Source organism: Phyllobacterium sp. CCNWLW183 (assembly GCF_037203775.1).
Lineage (GTDB): Bacteria > Pseudomonadota > Alphaproteobacteria > Rhizobiales > Rhizobiaceae > Phyllobacterium > Phyllobacterium ifriqiyense.
This window is the reverse complement of the sequence record NZ_JBBCBN010000002.1, coordinates 92353-108719: the sequence shown is the minus strand read 5'-3', so window position 1 is coordinate 108719 and position 16367 is coordinate 92353. Positions and strand designations below refer to the sequence as shown.

The window sequence follows — 16367 nt, the reverse complement described above, 5'->3', positions numbered from 1 at the left end:
CGGAGTCTGCATGGAACAAGCACCAAAACGCGGTATCTGGGGTTGGATGTTTTTCGACTGGGCGGCGCAGCCTTTTTTCACAGTTGTAACGACCTTTATCTTCGGGCCTTATTTCGTTTCGCGCATGGCTGTCGATCCTGCAATGGGGCAGGCAGCATGGGGTTATGGCATCGCTATTTCCGGCCTGTTCATCGCCATATTATCGCCGGTCCTCGGTTCAATTGCGGATCAGACCGGACGGCGCAAACCCTGGATCGGCTTTTTCGCTGCCGTTAAAATCCTGTCACTATGCATGCTATGGTTTGCAGAGCCGGGTTCGGGACTGATAGCACCGCTGTTTTTCTTTTCTCTGGCCTCCATTGCCGCCGAATTTTCCATCGTGTTCAACGATTCCATGATGCCGCGCCTGGTGACGCAAAAAGACATTGGCCGTATTTCCAATATTGCCTGGGGTCTTGGCTATCTTGGCGGGATGATTGTGCTGATCTTTGTCGTGGCTTTCATGGCTGCCTCCCCGGAAACGGGAAAGACCCTTCTCGGGGCGAGCCCTATTTTCGGGCTTGATCCAAGTCTTTCCGAAGGGGATCGGGCCACCGGCCCCTTGGCGGCGCTCTGGTATCTGATTTTTATCCTGCCCATGTTTTTCTTTACGCCGGATTCCCTGAAGGGCTTGCCAGCGGGCAGGGCCGTGCGCGCTGGCCTGAGCGAACTGAAATCCACCTTGAAGGAAGCAAGGCAGAGGCCGGGTATCGTGCGCTTTCTCGTCGGGCGCATGATCTATCAGGACGGCGTTAATGCGCTGATTGCTCTTGGCGGGGCCTTCGCTGCAACGATGTTTGGCTGGGTAACAGCGGAGATCGGGATTTTCGGGATTATCCTGAATGTCGTGGCTATTTTCGGCTGCCTTGTCGCCAGCAAGTTTGACACAGTGTTCGGGTCAAAAACCGTGGTCATCGCATCGCTGATCTCGCTTACCATCGCGACGCTTGGGATTGTTTCGACCGGACCCGGCTATACGCTTTTTGGCTTGCTGCAATTGCCTGGTGTTGACACTGGTGGCCTGTTCGGTACGCCAGCGGAAAAAGCCTATATCGGTTTCGGACTGCTGATAGGCATCGCATTCGGGCCGGTGCAGGCTTCATCGCGCTCCTATATGGCGCGTAGTATTTCCGCTGACGAAGCGGGGCGGTATTTCGGCCTTTATGCATTGTCAGGAAGGGCGACAAGCTTTCTAGCGCCCTTCATGGTAGCGACCGTAACGGTGCTCAGTGGATCGCCACGTCTTGGCATGGCGATGATCATGATCTTTTTGCTCATCGGTCTGGCGATCCTTGCAAGAACGCCATATCCAGCCGCAAAGATCAGTGCCTGAAATGGCGCATGCCGGTAAAGACCATGGCGATGCCATGTTCATCTGCAGCGGCGATCACCTCATCATCGCGCATTGAACCGCCTGGCTGGATGACAGCCGTTGCACCAGCCGCGACAGCGGAAAGCAAACCATCGGCAAAGGGGAAGAAAGCGTCAGAGGCGACGACGGAACCTTTGGTCAAAGGGGTTGTCTGGTCGGCGGCTTCAGCAGCATCTTCAGCCTTGCGGGCTGCAATTCGAGCGCTATCAACGCGGCTCATCTGACCGGCACCGATACCGACCGCTGCACCATCCTTGACATAAACAATTGCGTTGGACTTTACATGTTTGGCGATACGGAAGGCGAGCTTGAGATCGGACATTTCAGCCTCGGTCGGCGCGCGCTTGGTGACGACTTTTAAATCCAAATCGTCAACAACGCCACTGTCGCGGGACTGAACCAGAAGGCCGCCTGCGACCGTCTTTGCACTGATACCGCCAGCGCGCGGATCAGGCAGGCCGCCTGTCACAAGCAGCCGCAGGTTTTTCTTGGCCGCAACAATGCCCTGCGCTTCGGGCGTCGCATCAGGGGCGATAATGACCTCGGTGAATGTCTTGACGATCTCTTCAGCGGCATCCGCATCCAGCGTCTTGTTGAGCGCGACAATGCCGCCAAATGCGGAAACCGGATCGCAGGCGAGGGCCTTCAGATAGGCCTCCTTCAAGGTCGCGCCTTCAGCCACGCCGCATGGATTTGCATGTTTGATGATGGCAACGGCGGATGTACGTGCGGGATCAAACTCGGCAACCAGTTCAAAGGCCGCGTCGGTATCATTGATATTATTATAGGAGAGCTGCTTGCCCTGTAGCTGGGTGGCCGTGGCAACGCCCGGGCGCTTTTCGCCGGTGAGATAAAAACCAGCCGATTGATGTGGGTTTTCGCCGTAACGCATGACCGAATGAAGATGCCCGCCGATCGCGCGGCGTGATGGTGTTTCCGTCATCAGCGCTTCGGCAAACCAGCCGGAAATGGCTGCATCATAGGTGGCTGTGCGCGCATAGGCCTTGGCAGCAAGGCTCTGGCGGAAAGAATAGGGCAGCGAACCGTCATGCTTGTCCAGCATTGCAATGACCATGTCATAATCGCCGGTTTCGGTAACAACGCCGACATAGGCATGGTTCTTGGCGGCGGCGCGGATCATCGCAGGGCCGCCAATGTCGATATTTTCCACGATATTGGCATAGTCGGCACCGGAGTGGCGGACTTCTTCGAATGGGTAAAGATTGATAATCACGAGATCGATTTCGCCAATGCCGTGGGCCTTCATCGCCTCGACATGCTCGGGATCATCGCGCACCGCAAGCAGGCCGCCATGCACCTTGGGATGCAATGTCTTGACGCGGCCATCCATGATTTCGGGAAAATCAGTAATGTCGGAAACATCACGTACCGGAATGCCTTCGGCGGCAATCGCCTTGGATGTGCCGCCAGTCGAGAGGATCTCGACGCCATGACGATGCAGCGCATGAGCAAGCGCAGTCAGGCCTGTCTTGTCGGAAACGGAAATAAGCGCCCGCTTGACCGGATGGAGATTGGGAGCGGGAAAAGATTTCGCGGCGACGGCCATGGATTCGTCCTTAAATTTCGTAGGGGTCAATGGATTGGCTTGGCCGTTAGCACAGGCCGAGCCGGAATCCTACCTTTTTGCACAAGTTCACACGGGTGATTTGGAGGCTTTTTCTGTAGCGAAGGCCCCGAGAACGATAAGCCCCATGATTGCACCGGTCATGCAGGTTGCCCACCAGCCGCCATAAAAATAGCTGGCGGCGGCAATCGCTGATCCGCTCGAGCCAAGCAGAAAGACGATGGTCATGTAGACCGCATTGAGCCGTCCGCGTGCCGCGTCATTCAATGAAAAGATAATGCGCTGGCTAAGAATCTGGTTGGTCTGAACTGCACTGTCGATGAAAATCGCGCAAAGTACCAATGCGGCAATTGAGATGGCAGTGCCTGCCCAGCCGGCAATCAAAAACCACAGGGTCAGCGTTACCATCGCGATAGCTGTACCTTGGCGGGTATAGCCACGATCTGCCAGCCTGCCAGCAATGGGCGCGGCAAGAGCACCGGCTGCGCCTGCCAATGCAAACAAAGCAATCTGGCGCTGACTATACCCGAACTGTTCGCTCAGAAGCAGCGGAATGCCAGTCCAGAACAAGTTGAAGCTGGCGAAAATGATCCCTTGGTAAAAGGCGCGCCGCTGCAAGGCTGGTGTCGTGATCAAAAGATGCCACATGGATTTGATGATCGCACCATAGCGCATTCCACCCTGCGGCTGGCGTTGCGGCAGGGCAATACGCAGGAGCACAAGTACTGCCAGCATTGCGGCTGCCGATATCCAGAAGATGGCGCGCCAGCCAAATTCCGACGCTACCAGATTGGCCAGTGGCCGCGCCAACATGATGCCGGTCAAAAGGCCCGCCATCACGTTGCCTATAGTCCTGCCGCGCGAGGCAGCAGGAACAAGATGGGAGGCAAAGGGCACAAGCACCTGCGCGCCACAGGCGAAAAAGCCGATGGCGAAGGATGAAATAAGAAAGGTGGTTGCAGAGCCGGACACTGCAGCGCCTGCAAGACCCAGCGCCGTGCCACCGAGAGTAAGCAGCACAAGGCGCCGGTTTTCGAACAGATCCGCGAGCGAGACGAGCAGCAGAAGCCCCGCGCCATAACCGAGCTGGGTTACCGTAACGATGAAGCCCGCCATCCCTCCGTGCAGATTGAGATCGTCGCTGATCAGTCCGATCAGTGCTTGAGCATAGTAGATGTTTCCAACCATCGCCCCGCAGGCGAAGGCAAACAGGAAGGTCAGGGCAGGCGACAAGCCGTTGGGCTCTGCCGCTGCCACTTCCGATTTATCAGATTGATCGGCGGGCTTGTTTGAATAGGCCATTATGTTCTCTCTGCCGGTGGCCTCCCTCCGCCGGACCTTTTTACTTGCTGAGGTAAGGTTCGATGAGGGATAGATCTGCCGCAGAAAGGCGATCAGATGCAGTGCGTGCCTGATGCCAATAAGGATAGATCAATGGTGGCTGGCTTACTCTGTCGAGGTTTGCGCGCTCATCGGCAGTCAACACCAGGTCGGCAGCTTTAAGATTATCTGCGAGCTGCGCGTCCGTTCTTGCGCCGATAATGAGAGATGTCACCCCCTTGCGACCAAGAAGCCATGCGAGTGCTACCTGCGCCGCCGAAACCTTATGGGCTTCAGCAATGCCAATCAGCACTTCAATAATATCATAAAGGCGTTCCTCGTCGCGGATAGGTGGTTCCCCCCAATTGGCAAGCTGACGCGTACCTTCCGGCGTAGGAGTGCCGCGGCGATACTTGCCCGAAAGCAATCCTCCGGCGAGCGGGCTCCAAACGAGTACACCAAGCTGCTGATCGAGTGTGGCTGGGATCAGTTCATATTCTGCGTCTCGCGATTCGAGACTGTAGTGAATTTGCTGACTAACCGGCGCGATGAATTTTTCCAGTGCGGCAACGCCCATCGCCTTCATCAGATGCCACGCCGAGAAGTTTGAGACACCAACATAACGAACCTTGCCCGAACGAACGAGTGTGTCCAGTGCTTCGAGGGTCTCGTCGAGCGGCGTTTGACCGTCCCACTGGTGGAGTTGGTAAAGATCAATGTGATCTGTGCCGAGACGCTTCAGGCTCACTTCGGCAGCACGGATAAGATGATAGCGCGACAGGCCCGCATCGTTGATTTCCTCGCCCATGCGGAAACGCGCCTTGGTCGCAACAAGAACCCTATCGCGCTTGCCCTTTAAAGCTTGGCCAAGGATTTCCTCGGATGCGCCGTTCGAATAGATATCAGCGGTATCGAACAGATTGATGCCTGCATCAAGGGCCATATCGACCTGTCGCCTTGCACCCTCAATATCCGTGTCGCCGGTTTTGGCAAAATTGCCTTTGCCGCCAAAAGTCATGGTTCCGAGGCTGAGCGAGGATACTTTAAGACCGGAACGGCCAAGCTGACGATACTCCATGATCGGCTCCTGATAATATATCTGAGAATGGGATTGTGCCGGAAAATGCGGCGATGGCGTTAAGTTCCGTATAGCCGATCAGCGGGCATTTGTCGCCTCTTGCTCATACAAGATTCGGTGAATTCGGATCAGCCGTAAACACCGAGGGTCGTGCGGGTAAATTGCCATTCAACTTCTGGGCGATTGGCAGCGTTGACTGAAAGCGTGATCTGCCGGGTTTTCACGGGTCCGCGAAAACCGGCAAAGAACAGCGAATCTTCGACGAAGGGCTGAATGGTCGATGAGAACATCCAGATGTCGTCATTATCGGCTTGCAGCACAATCAGGCCGTGATCATCCACGCTGACATTCACGGATGGATGCAGATGAAAACGGATGACGATTTCTTCTGCTCCGGTGTGGCGCAAGGGATTGCGTCCGGCAGCAAAGAAACTGTCGATACCTTCGATCACGCTGCCATTGTGCGACAGAACAATCTGGCGCTCGTGGTAAATGCCAAAGGGGCGAACATAGCCATTGTGATTTGCAACAAAGCCAATCACGCCCGGTTTTTCAATCCGCTCAATATTGACCTTGCTCGGGCCCGCAATGATGGGCGTGCCGATCATCGTCGAAAGGCCGGATGTGTTGCTGAAGCGGCAGGACGATGTGTCGTTGATCGTTGCTGTCGAATGCGCTGCGGTGGAGCGTGCCAAGGGCCGGAACTCCGCCGGTCCGTAACGGTCTACACCGGCATTTACGATATAGCGACTGCGCCCGGAAGACATTTCAAAGGATAGGCAACCCGCATGTGCGTCACGTGATGCCGTAACGGGAGGCGCAAGGCCCGTATCGGCAATGATGGTTGTCGAATCCATGGAAAGGCGTTCGTAACCGGAATGAGCGGCATGTATAAGCGGGAGGCCGCCAATATCGTCGTGCCGTAACACGGCGATTACCCGTTCCGGCATGGTCGCGCCAACGCCATTGAAGAGCGCCAGGCTACCATCATGATGACGGAAGAAGCGCAATGCAGGCAGCATGCGCTCGATTGCTTCGATGAGCGCTTTAGGCGGCGCTTCCTGCCCGCTGGCATAGGTTTGGCGCAGGGGCAGCAGATCGGCCAGCAATTCCAGAATCGCCAGCGGATTGCGCGAGATATGGCCGCCATCGGGTAATATCTGCCGAACAAGTTCCAATTCCAGATTGCGGCGAGCCGAGCGGCTGGTGCTTGAAGAGACGGGCAGGGCCAGAGCGGCAAGAGCCAAGGCGATGCGCGCACGCAGCTTTTCTTCGCCATCATCCATAACGGCGGCCATGGTGCGCAGATAACGCACCTGCATGGCAAGTGAGCGCATAAATTGGCGATAGGTGCGAAGTTCTGCACCGGCCAGAATAAGGTTGGAGTGCTGCAGCCAGGCTATGATTCGCTGGGCCGTGACCTCGGGTGCCCAGGCAGGTCCGCTGATCGAGCGGCCATGGGTGGTGATCCAGTCACTGAGAAGCGCGCGGGCATTTGCGGTTGCAAGTTCTGTACCTGCTGCACGCAGATTGCGGAGCCAGCCGAAATTATGCAGCGCAGCTTGCCAGGCGGCATTGGGTGGCTCGACAAGGAAGGGCGAGCGTCCGCCGGTCTCGACCACGCGGCCAGCAAGCGCGAAACGGCCATGGTAAAACTCTTCGGCGAGCTGCGGATCGGCAGGGCGTAAATCTTGCGGTGCTATGAGCACACGCTCGGGCGTAAAGCCGGTAAAACGCCAGCGGTAAAGCGGGCCCATACGCACACGTCTGCGAAAACGGCGCCAAAGCTGCGCTGTTGCAAGTCCCCATAGTTGCGGTGTTTCGCTCAACGCGACCATATTGTTATTGCTTCGAATTTGCCGACAGTCAGTAATTATGCGGCCAGAAGAGTTAAAATTTTAGTATTTTCGGCGAAAACGTGCTGCAAAGAAGCCGTCCATGCCGGAAAGGGCGGGATTTCCATTGGGCAGGTCCGCTGGCGTCGAGCGAACAAATCCCTCCGCCGTGATCAATTCCGCAAGGCCGCCGACCTCATCTTTCGTTACGGGCACGAGTTCAATGGCGGGGTTCTTTGCAAGAAGATCACGGGAAACAGTTTCACCCTCAAGCGGGTCGAGCGAGCAATTGGAAAACACGACAATCCCGCCCGGACGAACAATGGTCACCGCATGATCAAGCAGTCTCGCCTGAAGATTGGCAAGCTTGCGCACATCCTCCGGCGTTTTCGTCCAAGGCACATCCGGATGCCTGCGAACTGTGCCTGTCGAAGAGCACGGGGCATCAAGAAGAATGGCGTCGAATGGTTCTGCGGGATTATAAGCAGAAAGATTGGCTTCAACGGTTTCAGCTACCAAGCCCAAACGTTCAAGATTGCCGCGCAGACGCTTCAGCCGGTTGGCGGAAAGATCAAGCGCGGTAACATTAGCGCCTGCATGGGCCAATTGTGCTGTCTTGCCGCCGGGCGCTGCACAAAGGTCAGCAACGCGTTGGCCTTTAATATCGCCAAAGAGCTTGGCGGGAAGGCTGGCTGCGGTGTCCTGCACCCACCAATCGCCATCCGTAAAACCGGGAAGTTCGGTCAGCGAGCCCTCAACGGTACCAAGTCGCACCGAGCCTGTGGGCAGAGCAATGCCGCCTAGCTTTTCCGCCCACTCTGCGGGGTCACCCTTGACCGTCAGATCGATGGGAGGCTCCTTCGCCTGGATGTCGAGAATGGCTTTCGCCTTATCCTTGCCATAGGCGGAAATAAGTGTCTCTTCGAACCATTCTGGCACATTGCTGGCGCCCGCTTTGAATGTATCTTTCTCACGGGACAGGCGGCGCAAAACGGCATTGACCATTGAGGCAAAACGGCGATTGCGCGGATCATTATTCGCAGCGGTCACCGCAAGATCGACGGCAGCGCGATCGGGAATATCCAGATAAAGAATCTGGGCTGCTGCAACGTGGAGCAGATGTTTCAAGGCCACGGCATTTTCAGGCAATGGCCGGTCGATCATCTGACCGATCGCTGTCTCGATCGTACCGCGGTTACGCAAGGCAGCACCGAGAATCGCCCGCACAAGCGAACGGTCCCGGTCTTCAAGCTCCATATATTGCGGATGGCCATTATGATTATCGGTCAGCCCGTCGAGCGACGTATGTTTTTCAATCACAGCCCCTAGAAGCCGCGTCGCGCATTGCCGGGCAGCAAGACCCGGACGGTCTTCAGCGTCGATATAATCTTTTGGCTTTTTACCGAATGGCCGTTTCGTACCGTGCTCCACACTCATGCCCATGGGCCTTTACGCCCACCGCCATTGCGGCCCCAGGGCGAAGGGCGGTCGTCCTCCACTTCGTCTTCTGCGGGAGCTTGAACGGGACGTCCCTGCTGCGGCGCCGGTTGAGCCTGGCGAAATTCCTGCACCATGGCTTCCAGCGCTGCAATACGATTTTCCGTGGCCGGATGGGTTGAAAACAGACTATCCGCGCCGCGACCACTCAAGGGATTGATGATGAACAATGGGGCGGAGGCAGGATTGCGCTCAGCATCCTCATTGACGATTTGTTTTGCGCCACGCGCGATCTTGTTCAGCGCAGAAGCAAGCCACAGAGGATTGCCGCAAATCTGCGCTCCGCGCCGGTCGGCCGCGTATTCGCGGGTCCGGCTTATGGCCATCTGAACAATCATTGCAGCAAAGGGCGCAACAATCATGGCGATAATAATACCGATAAACCCGACAGGATTATTGTTCTGGCGGTTGCCGCCAAAGAACATGGCGAAATTGCCAAGCATGGAAATGGCACCAGCCAGCGTAGCCGTGATGGTCATTATCAGTGTGTCGCGATGTTCCACATGGGCCAGTTCATGTGCCATGACCGCTGCGACTTCCTGCGGGGACAGGGCTTGCAGAAGACCGGTACTGGCGGCAACAGCGGCATTTTGAGGATTGCGCCCGGTCGCGAATGCGTTGGGCTGCGCATTCTGGATCAGGTAAACCTTTGGCATGGGCAGATTGGCGTTGGCTGCAAGATCGCGCACGATCCCGTAATATTCGGGCGCATTCGCCTCATCGACCTCGACAGCATGGTGCATCCGCAACACCATCTTGTCGGAATTCCAATAGCTGAAAAGGTTCATGACCGCAGCTACAACAAAGGCGATCATCATGCCGCCGGTTCCTCCGATGAGAAACCCTACGCCCATGAAGAGCGCTGTCATGAAGGCGAGGAGCATGCCTGTGCGCATTACGTTCATGATAGAAGTCTCTCTTCCAGTAACAGCAGGATAGTCAAGGTTATTCCTTTTATTGCGTTTATTCCGCCTATATGATGGGGTTTCGCATCGCAAGCTTCAATGATCAGTATATTCGGAATGAGTATAACATGACCCCGTCCAATTTTGGTGAACAGTCATCCACGCCGCCGCAGGCCGATAATGACGACCAGCGCCCGCGTCCAAGTTTTGACCAATTGCCACCGGCAGCGCAACGGGCATTAAAGGAAGCTGAAGCGCGGCATGCGGCGGAAAAAGCTGCATCTGATCAGCCCCGCGAAATCGGCGGACGAGGTGGCAAGGACCCCGCCCGATTTGGCGATTGGGAGATCAAAGGCCGGACAATCGATTTTTAGATCGCCGGGCGCCCTCACGGACGCAAGATGGCGATCTATCCTTTTGTTTTAGCGTCGGATTACCCGAAAACCGGGATTCACTTTTCGGTCCGATGCTAGCGGATAATCTCGATCCCGAGCTTCTCTCGTCTTAGCCAGCGACCCAGCAGCAGCACAGAAGCGGCAGCCAAGCCGCTCAAAAGGCCTAGCCAGATTCCAACGCCCTGCATGCCTAGCCAGAAGGCAAAGGCTACGGATAGGGGCAGGCCAATCCCCCAATAGGCAATCGCGGCATAGACCATCGGAATAGTTGTATCATGCAGACCGCGCAGCATGCCGCTGGAAACCGCCTGCGCGCCATCGAAAATCTGGAACAGGGCGGCCAGAGCCAGAAATGATATGGCCAAACCAATCACTTCGGCATTGGCCGGATTATGAATATCGATGAAGGCGCGGATGAGCTGTAAAGGTGCCAGTATCATCAACAGGGCGGTAAGCGCCATGAAACCTGTACCGGCAGTGAAGGCGACCCAGCCGGCTCTTTTAATTCCGTCGGAATCCTGCGCGCCATAGGCACGACCGACCCGCACGGTGGCCGCTTGCCCAAAGCCAAGCGGGACCATGAAACTTATGGATGCGATCTGAATGGCGATGGCATGCGCAGCAAGGGAGCTTGGCCCGATAATGCCCATGAGGAAAGCGGCAGCATTGAAGATTGTAACTTCAAAGCTCAGGATCGCAGCAATCGGCAGGCCCAATCGCATCAATTGCGCATAACGCGGCCAGTCGGCGCGCCAAAAGCGACCAAAAAGCCGATAGCGCCGGAACCGCCGATCAAGCGAAATAACGGCCACAAGGCCGGAAAACATCAGGACCGAGGAGAGAGCAGTCGCTATTCCTGAACCGATAATGCCCATCTTGGGAAATCCGAAATGGCCGAAAATTAGGGCATAGTTTGCCAGCGCGTTAAAACCAACGGCCAGGAAGGCGATGACCAACGCCCAGCCGGGACGCTCCAATGCGGCCATGAATGAGCGCAAGACGATATAGAAATAGAATGGCAGCACGGCCCATTGCAGCGCCCGAACATAAGTGCCGGCTTCCTGAGCCAAATCGGCATCCTGTCCCATTGCCAGAAGAATGGGTGTTGCGTTCCACAGAACAAGCCAGATCGGTATGGAAATGGTGACGCCGATCCACAAACCCTGCCGTACGGTGCGACGGATTTCCCGCACCGTAAACCGGTTACGCCCAAGCTCGCGTGCGATCATTGGCGTTGTTGCCGTCATGAGGCCCAGACCGAAAATCATCGGGACGTAATAGAGATTTGTACCAAGAGCACCTGCAGCCAGCGCATGCGGACCCAGCCAGCCCAGCATCATCACGTCGGTGGCGGTCATCGCGACCTGCGCGACATTGGTCAGGATGATGGGCCAACTCAAGGTGAGCATCGCCACAATTTCATCACGCCATGCATGCTGCGGCACGGCTTCTTGAGTTGTAACCACCGACATTGTTCAGTCTTTCAAAAGGGAATGCCTTTTTAAAAGGCGAGATGCACCATTTTCAGGCAAATCAGGTGGTATCATTATTAAAATCGGAAGCAAAGCACTTCCTCTGCAATCGCGAGTTGGTGTCGTTTAAACAGGTATCCGATTACAGTGATCTTATATTGACAATATGTAATTTAAAAAATTCAATACCATGAAGTTGAAGCAGACAAATACCTTCAGAAAATGGCGATTGGGTCTTAAAAATCCAAGAGTACGCTCATTGATATCCTCTCGACTCGACCGTCTTTCTTTTGGCCATTTTGGTGATGTAGCACCGGTAGGCCAAGGTGTTAGTGAACTGCGCATCCATGAAGTGCCGGGATATCGGATTTATTTCCAGCGTAGAGGCGACGTGATTGTCATTCTGTTGTGTGGTGGCGATAAAAGTACTCAGGCACGACACATCAAAATGGCGAAGCGTCTTGCAGAAGCGTGGAGCGAATAAATGGCCGAAAAACTTTACGACTATGATCCTGCAGAAGATATTACTTCCGATCAAGCGGTTGCTGTTTTTATGACGGAGGCATTGGACACAAATGATGCTGCCTATATCGCGCATGCTCTCGGCGTCGTCGCGCGAGCAAAAGGGATGACTGGAATATCCAGGGAGACGGGACTTGCGCGCGAGCAGCTTTATCGTTCCTTGAGCGAAAATGGCAATCCTACCCTTGAAACAACACTTGCAGTTTTGAAGGCGCTCAATGTCGGGCTCACCGCCCATGTCAACAAATCTGCGCTATAAGGAACGCCCGCAACAACCCCAAAAGGAAAGGGCCACCCTTGAAGGATGGCCCCGTAATTCCGTCTGGCCTAAGGGCCTATACCCGGTCGCGACCGGGCTGCTGTTTTCAACGGAGAGATGATCTCCGCAGAGTAGCATCAGACGCCTTGTGGCACATATCGAAATCACTAGACATCGGATCACCTCCTTTACGTTCGTTGAACACACGAAGAGAATGGGGTGGCTTTTGGCGGATTTCAAGAGAAAAATCATCCGTGTGCGCCGGTTCGATTGCAAATGGGCTTTCTGCAAGCTTCTTTGTCGAGGATTTTACCGCAAAACCGTTGGACAGTTTTCAGAAACCTGCTTAGAGCAAATCAGGTTTCGTATTTATGCAAGCACTGTTTCAGTGCCTGGAGGCAAGAAATGGCAGCTGAGCACCGGGCAGCGCGAATTATCCGCACCGTGATTGATCTGATCGAACCGCAATTTTCGGTCGAACTGTGGGATGGCACCCGTATTGGCGATAGTGCTGACGGGCCTGTGCTGGTGATCAATGACCCGATGACCGTGCGCCAGCTGGCACTCAAGCCGAACATTGGTTCCATTGTCGAATTGTGGGTTTCCGGTCAGATCGATGTAAAGAATGGCACATTGTTCGATCTTGTCGAGCGCGGGCCAAAGGGCAAGCTGAAAGAGAAGATCAAGGCATTGCCGAAATGGCAATTGTTAAAGGACATTCCTGCGCTGCTTTTGAGCGGCGGCAAGAGCGGATCATCCGGCCTCGGTGGCAAAAATCCCTATGTCAGTGGCTCGAATAAAGAGGCGATCACACATCACTATGATGTCTCGAACGCATTCTATCAGCTCTTCCTCGATGATCGCATGGTCTATACCTGTGCCTATTTCACGGACTGGAACAACACTATCGATCAGGCGCAAGCGGATAAGCTCGAACTGATCTGCCGCAAGCTGCGCCTGAAGCCCGGAGAGCGGCTTTTGGATATTGGTTGCGGCTGGGGTGCCATGCTGATCTATGCGGCCAAACATTATGGTATTACCGGCACAGGTGTTTCCCTGTCGGAGGCGCAGACGGCGCTGGCGCGGGAACGGATCAAGGCGGAAGGTCTTGAGGACAAGATTACGATCCATGTCAAATCCTATGAGGAATTGGCAAAGGACCCGCAAATGCGCTTTGACAAAATCTCGTCTATCGGCATGTTCGAAGCGGTTGGTATCGCGCATTACGATACTTATTATTCGAGCGTGCACAGGCTTTTGAAGCCGGGCGGGCTTTATTTGCACCACGCGATCACCCGTCGCATGAAGCGCAATAAAAAAGCCTTCGGTCGCAAGAGTGCAGAGCATCTGGCGCTGGTGAAGTATATTTTCCCGGGCGGCGAACTCGATCATCTTGGCATGACTGTCGAGAACCTTGAAGGTCATGGTTTCGAAGTGCATGATGCGGAAAATCTGCGCGAACATTATGGCAAAACCTGTCGCATATGGGCTGACCGGTTGCATGCGCGCTTTGATGAAGCAATTGCCGAAGTAGGTGCACCCAAAGCCCGGCTCTGGCTGCTTTACCTCACCGGCTGCGCACTGGCATTCGAACGCGGGACCGTACAGATCAACCAGACATTGGCATCCAGACGCAAGCGCGGGATATCAGCCGTGCCGCAAACGCGGGCTGATTTATATAAATAGAAGGTAGGATAGACAAATCTACTTCTGGTTGTATCGTGGCATGAGAACCATTTTTTGGGGTATTCATGCGCCTGCCGAGTTTTGCCTGTGTGTTCATCGGAGTCGCTTGTTCAGTCGTAACTACGACCGGCGCGCTCCCAGCCCCGATTTTACAAACGACTGCAAAACCACAGCAATCCCCCTGGTTGGTGCTGTCTGCCAGAACAACTTGCAAATAAAGAACAAGTTGACGAGATCGGCTGCTGATTGGTTCACGGAATTTGTATGCGAATTGCTGCAAAACGCACAATGCGTGGTTCGCCCTCCTGAGCTTGTCGAAGGGCGAACCACGCACGATAATTCCTGCAGGCCTAGCCCTTCTTGTTCTGGCGATTGGCAATCAGATCATCGACAACTGCCGGATCGGCGAGTGTCGACGTATCGCCAAGTGAGCCGAAATCATCCTCGGCGATCTTGCGCAGAATACGGCGCATGATCTTGCCGGAACGTGTTTTCGGCAGGCCCGGCGCAAACTGGATTTTGTCCGGCGAAGCGATAGGGCCGATTTCCTTGCGCACATGGGTGACGAGTTCCTTGCGCAATTCATCCGACCCTTCAAGGCCAGCCATCAAGGTCACATAGCAATAGATGCCTTGGCCCTTCAGATCGTGCGGATAGCCAACAACTGCCGCTTCCGACACCGTATCATGCGAGACCAGTGCCGACTCAACTTCTGCCGTACCCATGCGGTGGCCGGACACGTTGAGAACATCATCAACACGGCCTGTGATCCAGTAATAACCATCCTTGTCGCGGCGACAGCCGTCTCCGGTAAAGTACTTGCCCTTATAGGTGGAGAAATAGGCTTCGATGAAACGTTTGTGATCTCCATAAAGGGTGCGCATTTGACCCGGCCATGAATCGGTAATGCACAGATTGCCATCGGCTGCGCCCTCAACAACATCGCCTTCATTATCGACCAATTGTGGTTGCACGCCGAAGAACGGACGTGTTGCAGAGCCGGGCTTGAGGGCCGTTGCACCGGGAAGCGGCGTGATTAGGATACCGCCGGTTTCTGTCTGCCACCATGTATCGACAATAGGCGAACGCTTCTCGCCCACTACCTGATAATACCATTCCCATGCTTCCGGATTGATCGGCTCGCCGACGGAACCCAGAACGCGCAGGGATTTGCGCGACGTCTTCTTGACCGGTTCATCACCTGCGCCCATCAAAGCGCGCAAGGCGGTTGGGGCTGTGTAGAAGATATTTACCTTGTGCTTGTCGATAACTTCCCAGAAACGCGATACGGAAGGGTAGTTTGGAACGCCTTCAAACATGAGGGTGGTCGCGCCATTGGCGAGCGGGCCGTAGACGATATAGGAATGGCCCGTAACCCAGCCAACGTCGGCGGTGCACCAGTAAATATCGCCCTCATGATAATCGAAGACATATTCATGCGTCATGGACGCATAGACGAGATAGCCGCCTGTGGTATGCAGAACCCCTTTCGGCTTGCCCGTCGAGCCTGACGTATAAAGAATGAAAAGTGGATCTTCCGCCTTCATCTTTTCCGGTTTGCACTCGCCTTTCACCGAGGCGATTTCCTCATGATACCAAAGGTCGCGGCTGGTCGCCCAAGTCGTCTTGCCGCCGGTGCGGCGGACCACCAATACGTTCTTGACCATGACGTGATGCTTGGCAGCAATGTCGATCGCCTTATCCGTATTGTCTTTGAGCGGGATTGGCTTGCCGCCGCGCATACCCTCATCGGCGGTGATGACAAATGTCGACTCGCAGTCGATGATACGCCCGGCCAGAGCGTCAGGTGAGAAGCCGCCAAAGACCACGGAATGAACAGCGCCGATACGCGCGCAGGCCAGCATTGCATAGGAGGCCTCGGGGATCATCGGCATGTAGATGGTAACCCGGTCGCCCTTCTTGACGCCGTGCTTTTTCATCACATTGGCGAGCCGGCAAACCTGATCGTAAAGTTCGTTATATGTGATTTTCTTGTCGAGATAGGGATTATCGCCTTCCCAGATGATCGCGACCTGATCGCCGCGCTTTTTCAGGTGCCGGTCAATACAATTATAGGCAACGTTGGTGACGCCATCCTCAAACCATTTGATCGAGACTTTTCCGGAAAATGAAGTATTCTTGACTTTCGTGTAAGGCTTGAACCAGTCGATACGCTTGCCATGCTTGCCCCAGAATTTCTCCGGATCCTTGATGCTCTGCTTGTACCAGCTGAGATAGGTATCATTGTCGATAAGCGCGTTCTTCTTCGCGCTGGCCAGCACGGGATATACCTTCTCGGACATTCATTTCCTCCAAACTGATCTGACGGGCCTCCACCCGGAATCCTTCCCGGGGGAAGGCATTTGATTTCATTATCACCATGCAAATTGCTGCGTAAATAC

The 16367-nt window shown here is 55.0% G+C and carries 13 protein-coding genes; 5 read left to right on the top strand and 8 right to left on the bottom strand.

All coding sequences use genetic code 11. The features are described 5' to 3' along the window. Window positions 1-10: 10 nt before the first annotated feature. Window positions 11-1372 (top strand): MFS transporter, encoded by a 1362-nt coding sequence (locus tag V9K95_RS06255; protein WP_336440398.1) that lies wholly within the window; start codon window positions 11-13, stop codon window positions 1370-1372. Here V9K95_RS06255 and purH read toward each other — a convergent pair. The 6 genes from purH to htpX form a co-directional block, all read right to left on the bottom strand. Next, window positions 1362-2978, bottom strand: coding sequence for a bifunctional phosphoribosylaminoimidazolecarboxamide formyltransferase/IMP cyclohydrolase (gene purH, locus V9K95_RS06250; protein WP_336440399.1), 1617 nt, complete (start codon window positions 2976-2978; stop codon window positions 1362-1364). The two genes, V9K95_RS06255 and purH, sit on opposite strands and share 11 nt — an antisense overlap. Before the next feature lie 87 nt (window positions 2979-3065). Continuing rightward, window positions 3066-4298: an MFS transporter gene (locus V9K95_RS06245; protein ID WP_336440400.1), complete on the bottom strand. Its 1233-nt coding sequence runs from the start codon at window positions 4296-4298 to the stop codon at window positions 3066-3068. A gap of 40 nt (window positions 4299-4338) precedes the next feature. After that, entirely contained in the window at window positions 4339-5394 is a 1056-nt protein-coding gene (locus V9K95_RS06240; RefSeq protein ID WP_336440401.1) for an aldo/keto reductase, read from the bottom strand. A 128-nt stretch (window positions 5395-5522) separates the two neighbouring features. Continuing rightward, complete coding sequence (locus V9K95_RS06235) at window positions 5523-7232, bottom strand: heparinase II/III family protein (protein ID WP_115054358.1); 1710 nt, start codon at window positions 7230-7232, stop codon at window positions 5523-5525. Between the two features lie 60 nt (window positions 7233-7292). Then, window positions 7293-8666, bottom strand: coding sequence for an RsmB/NOP family class I SAM-dependent RNA methyltransferase (locus V9K95_RS06230; protein WP_336440402.1), 1374 nt, complete (start codon window positions 8664-8666; stop codon window positions 7293-7295). Continuing rightward, complete coding sequence (htpX, locus tag V9K95_RS06225) at window positions 8663-9631, bottom strand: zinc metalloprotease HtpX (RefSeq protein ID WP_336440403.1); 969 nt, start codon at window positions 9629-9631, stop codon at window positions 8663-8665. The genes V9K95_RS06230 and htpX overlap by 4 nt, the downstream gene beginning before the upstream one ends. A 128-nt stretch (window positions 9632-9759) precedes the next feature. On the opposite strand from htpX, the gene V9K95_RS06220 reads away from it, so the two are divergent. Beyond that, window positions 9760-10005, top strand: a complete 246-nt coding sequence (locus tag V9K95_RS06220; protein WP_115054356.1) for a DUF1674 domain-containing protein — start codon at window positions 9760-9762, stop codon at window positions 10003-10005. 95 nt (window positions 10006-10100) lie between these two features. Here V9K95_RS06220 and V9K95_RS06215 read toward each other — a convergent pair whose 3' ends face one another. Further along, window positions 10101-11498 carry an MATE family efflux transporter gene (locus V9K95_RS06215; RefSeq protein WP_336440404.1) on the bottom strand — a complete coding sequence of 466 codons (1398 nt, stop codon included), beginning with the start codon at window positions 11496-11498 and terminating at the stop codon, window positions 10101-10103. Window positions 11499-11688: 190 nt separating this feature from the next. Between V9K95_RS06215 and V9K95_RS06210 the strand changes: the two genes are divergently transcribed. From V9K95_RS06210 to V9K95_RS06200, 3 genes are all read left to right on the top strand, one after another. Further along, window positions 11689-11982 carry a type II toxin-antitoxin system RelE/ParE family toxin gene (locus V9K95_RS06210; RefSeq protein ID WP_336440405.1) on the top strand — a complete coding sequence of 98 codons (294 nt, stop codon included), beginning with the start codon at window positions 11689-11691 and terminating at the stop codon, window positions 11980-11982. Continuing rightward, window positions 11983-12279 carry an addiction module antidote protein gene (locus V9K95_RS06205; protein WP_336440406.1) on the top strand — a complete coding sequence of 99 codons (297 nt, stop codon included), beginning with the start codon at window positions 11983-11985 and terminating at the stop codon, window positions 12277-12279. A 405-nt stretch (window positions 12280-12684) separates the two neighbouring features. Further along, window positions 12685-13965 (top strand): cyclopropane-fatty-acyl-phospholipid synthase family protein, encoded by a 1281-nt coding sequence (locus tag V9K95_RS06200; protein ID WP_336440407.1) that lies wholly within the window; start codon window positions 12685-12687, stop codon window positions 13963-13965. A gap of 350 nt (window positions 13966-14315) precedes the next feature. On the opposite strand, the gene acs is transcribed toward V9K95_RS06200, so the two are convergent. Further along, entirely contained in the window at window positions 14316-16268 is a 1953-nt protein-coding gene (acs, locus tag V9K95_RS06195; RefSeq protein WP_115054350.1) for an acetate--CoA ligase, read from the bottom strand. Between the last annotated feature and the right edge of the window lie 99 nt (window positions 16269-16367).

Coding starts and splice junctions, on each gene's coding strand:
- V9K95_RS06230 (WP_336440402.1), bottom strand. CDS start 8,666: ATGAGTGTGGAGCACGGTACGAAACGGCCATTCGGTAAAAAGCCAAAA.
- V9K95_RS06215 (WP_336440404.1), bottom strand. CDS start 11,498: ATGTCGGTGGTTACAACTCAAGAAGCCGTGCCGCAGCATGCATGGCGT.
- V9K95_RS06245 (WP_336440400.1), bottom strand. CDS start 4,298: ATGGCCTATTCAAACAAGCCCGCCGATCAATCTGATAAATCGGAAGTG.
- V9K95_RS06205 (WP_336440406.1), top strand. CDS start 11,983: ATGGCCGAAAAACTTTACGACTATGATCCTGCAGAAGATATTACTTCC.
- htpX (WP_336440403.1), bottom strand. CDS start 9,631: ATGAACGTAATGCGCACAGGCATGCTCCTCGCCTTCATGACAGCGCTC.
- V9K95_RS06255 (WP_336440398.1), top strand. CDS start 11: ATGGAACAAGCACCAAAACGCGGTATCTGGGGTTGGATGTTTTTCGAC.
- V9K95_RS06240 (WP_336440401.1), bottom strand. CDS start 5,394: ATGGAGTATCGTCAGCTTGGCCGTTCCGGTCTTAAAGTATCCTCGCTC.
- acs (WP_115054350.1), bottom strand. CDS start 16,268: ATGTCCGAGAAGGTATATCCCGTGCTGGCCAGCGCGAAGAAGAACGCG.
- V9K95_RS06235 (WP_115054358.1), bottom strand. CDS start 7,232: ATGGTCGCGTTGAGCGAAACACCGCAACTATGGGGACTTGCAACAGCG.
- purH (WP_336440399.1), bottom strand. CDS start 2,978: ATGGCCGTCGCCGCGAAATCTTTTCCCGCTCCCAATCTCCATCCGGTC.
- V9K95_RS06200 (WP_336440407.1), top strand. CDS start 12,685: ATGGCAGCTGAGCACCGGGCAGCGCGAATTATCCGCACCGTGATTGAT.
- V9K95_RS06220 (WP_115054356.1), top strand. CDS start 9,760: ATGACCCCGTCCAATTTTGGTGAACAGTCATCCACGCCGCCGCAGGCC.
- V9K95_RS06210 (WP_336440405.1), top strand. CDS start 11,689: ATGAAGTTGAAGCAGACAAATACCTTCAGAAAATGGCGATTGGGTCTT.